Here is a 3435-nt window from a genome sequence, read left to right on the forward strand (position 1 = left end):
CACTTACCTCATTTCCCGCAACTCTTTTATTTCCCGCAACACTCACGTTGGTTTGCGCAACACTTTGCCACGTCTCTGCAACACTTCCCTGATTCGCGCAACGCTTTCCTTATTTCCCGCAACGCTTTTATTTCCCGCAACACTCACGCCCATCTGCGCGACACTTTGTCCCGTCACCGCAACACTTCTCTTTTTTCGAGCAACACTTTTCTTCAGCACAAAAAAAAGACATCGTCACAATATGTGACAATGCCTTCTTTATGGGTTAACCCGATTTATTAGATTTTAAAATGGCTTACTTCACTTTGCAGTTTTTCTGCAAGAGTCGCCAATGTTTGTGCGTTTGTTGAAATTTCTTCGGTTGCTGCTAACTGCTGCTCGGTAGCTGCACTCGTATCACTTGCTCCCTCTGCTGCATGGTTTGCCAAGTTTTCTACTTGTTGTGCGCTTGCTGTTACTGAGCTACTCATTTCCTTAATATGTTCAATTGCGGTAGTAACGGTTGCAACTTTCACTGCAACTTCTTCTACACTGGACTCAATTTCATTGAACACGTCTAATGATTCGGTTGTCTTAGAAAGACCATCCTCAACCTTGTCTCCACCTGTTGTGATCGCTTTAACTGCCTCAGAAGATGCGGACTGGATTAGTTTAACCATGGATTCAATTTCAGAAGCAGAATTTTTGGATTGCTCAGCAAGCTTGCGTACTTCTTCTGCAACTACTGCGAAGCCTTTTCCATATTCGCCTGCACGAGCTGCTTCAATTGCAGCATTCAGCGCAAGTAGATTCGTTTGCTCTGAGATGTCCGTGATTAAAGCTGTAATGGACTGTATTTCATTGGAATGCTTAGCCATGTTATTCATTATTTCTGTTGTTTCTTTGAATGTCTCATGAATGGTGTTCATTTGACTTGCTACTCCAGATACTACTGTAGAGCCTTTGGTAACGAGTTTTTTCACGCCATCAGTTGCTTCCAGCATTTCTTTGTTGTTTTGTGAAATGTCTGATACGCCTTGTTGCATTTCAGACATAGATTGCACAGAGTTTTCAACATGCTTCACTTGCTCTTCACTTACTGCCATTTGATCCTCTGCAGATTTTGCCACCATTTGAGAGGATGCTAGGCTTTCCTCTGAGCTTGCAGACAGTTCTTCTGCATTAGCGGCAAGCTGCATAGAGGAATCGCGAACGTTAGAAACGATACGTTGTAAATCACTTGTCATTTTATTAAAGGTAGCTGCCATTGCCCCAACTTCGTCTTTATTTTTAATAACGATTGGTTCTACTTTCAGGTTACCGTTTGCAATTTCCTCTAAGCCCCCTGTCACCTTACGAATTGGGTTAGCTATACCTTTACTGATGAAATGAGAAACAAGTATACCTATAATAATACTTGCGATTGCCAATATAATTATAAATATATTAATTTTATCATTATATGTATCTAATTCTTCTCTAGTCTGTAGCATATTTTTTTCTTGAATTTGTTTTAACTCACCCAAGATTGCTAAAGCATTGCCGTTAAGCTCGCTTGACTTTGCTGCATATTGTTCAAAGGGTTGATTGCTTTTTTTCGACGTGATTATTTTATCATTTGATTCAAAAAGCTGTACTGTCTCTGTTTGAAGGTCCTTTAATAACTTTTGTGACTCTTCATCCTTTACAGATTCTATTAAAGCACGAGCTGCGACTGATCCCTTTTCTATTTCTTGATCAAATTTTTGGACAGCCTCATCTGAACCGAACATAACGAACTCTAGAATAGCAGTGGCCATATCCTTTTGAATTACTTCAATTTCTGATACTAAATTAATCTTTTCAATATCCTTATCAATAATATCTTTATACTTATTTGCAAGGTCATAAGAAGTAAAAATAGAAATAACACTTATTAAAACTAATAAAAGTAAAACAAATGAAAACCCGAACCACATTTTTTTAGAAATTGATAATTTCATTTTGGAACTCCTTTTCCGTAATTATTTTCATACATGAGTAAAATGCACCTCTATAATTATACTCTTTATAAGGTATTTTGACATAGATAAATGTACATATTTATTTCTAATGGCATAAAAAAGTTCTACACTTTTTAAATTAAGTATAGAACCTTTATACCTACATTTTAAAATGACTTATATTATCTTGTAATTTTTCTGCTAAATTTGCTAGAGATTGAGCATTAGACGTAATTTCATTATTAGAAGCAAGTTGTTGTTCTGTAGCTGCGCTAGTATCAGTAGCCCCTTGTGCTACAATTTCTGCGAGTCTTTGAACATCCCTAGAGCCCTCCGTGACAGTTTGAGCAATCGTCTGAATTTGCTTAATTGCACTAGAAACTGTTTCCACTTTAAAACCTACCTCTACTACGGCCGATTCAATATTCTCAAACACACGTAAGGACTCTTTTGTTTTCGCTAATCCTTCTTTAACCTTGCCTTCTCCAGCAGTGATGGCCACTACTGCATTTCCAGTAGCTCCCTGGATGACTCCAACCATTTCAGCAATTTCAGATGCAGCATTTTTGGATTGCTCTGCAAGCTTTCGTACCTCGTCTGCAACGACCGCGAATCCTTTTCCATATTCTCCAGCTCGAGCTGCTTCAATCGCAGCGTTTAATGCAAGCAGATTTGTTTGTTCTGAGATTTGTGTAATAAGAGTAGTAATACCTTGAATATCATTAGAATGCTTCTCCATATCTCTCATATTGGTTGCTGTTTCATTAAACGTCTCATGAATAGTGCTCATCTGTTGTGCCACCGCCTCGATGACATCAGATCCCTGTTTTACAAGCATTCCAACATTATTAGCAGAATTAAGCATCTCGCCATTATTAGAGGCAATTTCATTCACTCCTTGTGAAAGCTCCGACATCCCTTCCATAGAAGTTGTCATATGGAGTACCTGCTGTTCACTGCTAGCCATTTGCTCATGAGCTGAGCTTGCTACCATTTGTGAGCTCGCTAAACTTTCCTCTGAACTGGCTGATAATTCTTCCGCATTAGCTGCAAGCTGCATAGACGTTTCCTGTACATTCGAAACAATCATACGGAGGTCCGCTGACATTTTGTTAAATGCCGTGGCCATTTCCCCAGCCTCATCTTTGTTTTTAATAAGAATTGGCTCTACATGTAGATTACCCCCTGCTATTTCTGTCAGACCGGAAGTCACCCGCTTAATCGGACGTGCAACACTTCTTCCGATTAAAAATGCAATGATTATTCCAAGGACAGCTCCAACAATTGTAATAGACATAACAAAAATGATAGCAATGCGCTCGTAATCCAAAAGCTCACCAACAGTAGCATTCATATCCTGCTGAACCTGCTCATCAATTTTATCTAGCAAAGAAATCATATTATCATTAATCGTTTTAACATCTTTTGTTAACGTGTTTATTTGAGATGGATCAATGAGTACTTGATTGGAAAT

General features: G+C 38.6%; 3 protein-coding genes. 1 reads left to right on the forward strand and 2 read right to left on the reverse strand.

All coding sequences use genetic code 11. From position 1 onward, the window contains the following. A partial coding sequence (locus tag AC06OU_RS12480) for a hypothetical protein (RefSeq protein ID WP_475856153.1) occupies window positions 1–282 on the forward strand: 282 nt, incomplete at its 5' end. Here the strand turns inward: AC06OU_RS12480 and AC06OU_RS12485 are convergent. Both AC06OU_RS12485 and AC06OU_RS12490 read right to left on the reverse strand, forming a co-directional pair. Next, window positions 279–1961, reverse strand: coding sequence for a methyl-accepting chemotaxis protein (locus tag AC06OU_RS12485; RefSeq protein WP_475856154.1), 1683 nt, complete (start codon window positions 1959–1961; stop codon window positions 279–281). The genes AC06OU_RS12480 and AC06OU_RS12485 overlap by 4 nt on opposite strands. 160 nt (window positions 1962–2121) lie before the next feature. Further along, a partial coding sequence (locus AC06OU_RS12490) for a methyl-accepting chemotaxis protein (RefSeq protein ID WP_475856156.1) occupies window positions 2122–3435 on the reverse strand: 1314 nt, incomplete at its 5' end.

Source organism: Psychrobacillus sp., assembly GCF_056205495.1.

What these genes read in the sequence shown, in the direction of transcription:
- AC06OU_RS12485 (WP_475856154.1), bottom strand. Translation starts at nt 1,961, where the DNA reads ATGAAATTATCAATTTCTAAAAAAATGTGGTTCGGGTTTTCATTTGTT.